This is a genomic window from Methanobrevibacter curvatus (assembly GCF_001639295.1).
GTDB classification, from domain to species: domain Archaea; phylum Methanobacteriota; class Methanobacteria; order Methanobacteriales; family Methanobacteriaceae; genus Methanoflexus; species Methanoflexus curvatus.
Window position 1 is genome coordinate 1 of the sequence record NZ_LWMV01000085.1, and the last position, 1,786, is coordinate 1,786.

Sequence of the window (1,786 nt, forward strand, 5' to 3'; positions counted from 1 at the left end):
TCATTTATTTAATAAAAAATATAATATATACTAAGTTTAATTTTAAAAATTTTTTCATTAGTTTTTAAGATTTTTCAAAATAATATCTATTTTTTTAATTTTTTAAAGAATTTTAATTTATATAATTTATTTATTGATAATTTATCAAATTAATTATAAATTAGTTCAATCAAAAATTTTTATATTTTATTATTTTATTATTTTATTTTTTATTATTTTATTATTCTATTACTTGGATGGTTTACATGGAAATGAATATTGATAACTTGGATTTAGATAAATGTTCTTGGAATGAATTGATTTCTTTTTTTCATAAGTCTTATAATTTTTATCTCATATATAGATTAAAAGACTTGGGTATTACTGCAGGTCAAATAAGATTTATTTTATTTTTAAAAATGAATGAAAATAGCTCACAAGATGATCTTGCTAATTATCTTTCGTTGAGCAAGGGAACAACAGCTAAAAACCTTAGAAAACTTGATGATAATGAAATTATCGCTCGTGAAGTTAATCCAGACAACAGAAGAAAACACAATGTCTCTTTAACAGAAAAAGGTAAAGAATTGGCATATAAAATAGAAAAAATTGAGGAGGATTGGGAAAATTTAATCTCTAGTAATATTCATGAAAAAAACCAAGAGGTTTCTAAAATTCTTAAAAGTTTAGTCATTAGTTCTATAAAGTCAATAAAATCTGAAAAAATGGAAAATGGCTGGGAAGACGAAGATTTTTTTAAGTTTTCTCATCATCATCATTTTCATAAAGGATTTTCTCCAATGAAAAAAAATTTATTTTCAAGAAGGTTTTAAAATGGCTGAAAAAACATCTGATAATGAACCTATCACTAAAGGGGTTTCTATTTTACTTGGAGATCCTAAAAAAGCGGTTTTAAAACTTTCCATTCCAATGATTATTGCAATGGTTATTAATTCACTTTATGCTCTTATAGATGGTATTTGGGTAGCAGGTTTAGGAAACAATGCAATAGCTGCTGTTGGTTATGTAAATCCATTGTATTTAGTGGTTTTTGGCTTTTCCAATGGTATTGGTGCAGGGGCAACAGCTATTATTTCTCGCTATATTGGTGCAAAAGATAAAAAAACTGCCGATAATGTAGCATTACATGTTATTTTGATTTTTATTATTTTAACCATTTTCTTCACAGCTTTATTCCTATTATTTTTAAAACCGATTTTAATAGTTATTGGAACCGATTTGACAGTTTTGTCTTTGGCTATGGATTATGGTCAAATCTTGTTTTTAGGTTCTGTTTTTATTCTATTTTCTTCAGTTGCCTATGGTATTTTAAGGGCAGAAGGAAATGTTACAAAAACTACATATGCTATGTTATTTGGAGCTATTTTAAACATGGTTTTAGATCCAATTTTTATATATGTATTTAACTTAGGAATTCGTGGTGCTGCAATAGCTACTATCATATCCCTTGCTTTAGTTTCTTTATTGATTTTATATTGGTTTAAAAAAGAAACTTACGTTAAATTTTCCTTTAAAAATTTTTCATACAGCAACAAACTTATAAAACAAATTTTAAATGTTGGTCTTCCTGCAGGAACAGAGTTTTTAATTATTGGTGCATTATCTGGAACATTAAACTTTATTTTAATGTTAGTTGGAGGGGTTGATGCTGTAGCAGTATATTGTTAAGGCAATTTAATTCTAAATGTTTATATACTTTAAATTATATATTATAATAATATGAAACATAGAAAATTAGAACTCAGAGAAAATGATTATAATTCTTTAAAAAAGATGGTTAAAAAAG

Annotated in this window: 2 protein-coding genes; both read left to right on the forward strand. The window is 25.1% G+C overall.

The features are described 5' to 3' along the window. Nucleotides 1-245: 245 nt before the first annotated feature. Nucleotides 246-812 (forward strand): MarR family winged helix-turn-helix transcriptional regulator, encoded by a 567-nt coding sequence (locus tag MBCUR_RS02230; RefSeq protein WP_067089687.1) that lies wholly within the window; start codon nucleotides 246-248, stop codon nucleotides 810-812. 1 nt (nucleotide 813) lies between these two features. Then, nucleotides 814-1,668, forward strand: a complete 855-nt coding sequence (locus MBCUR_RS02235; protein ID WP_067089690.1) for an MATE family efflux transporter — start codon at nucleotides 814-816, stop codon at nucleotides 1,666-1,668. Nucleotides 1,669-1,786: the final 118 nt, after the last annotated feature.

What these genes read in the sequence shown, in the direction of transcription:
- MBCUR_RS02235 (WP_067089690.1), top strand. Translation starts at nt 814, where the DNA reads ATGGCTGAAAAAACATCTGATAATGAACCTATCACTAAAGGGGTTTCT.
- MBCUR_RS02230 (WP_067089687.1), top strand. Translation starts at nt 246, where the DNA reads ATGGAAATGAATATTGATAACTTGGATTTAGATAAATGTTCTTGGAAT.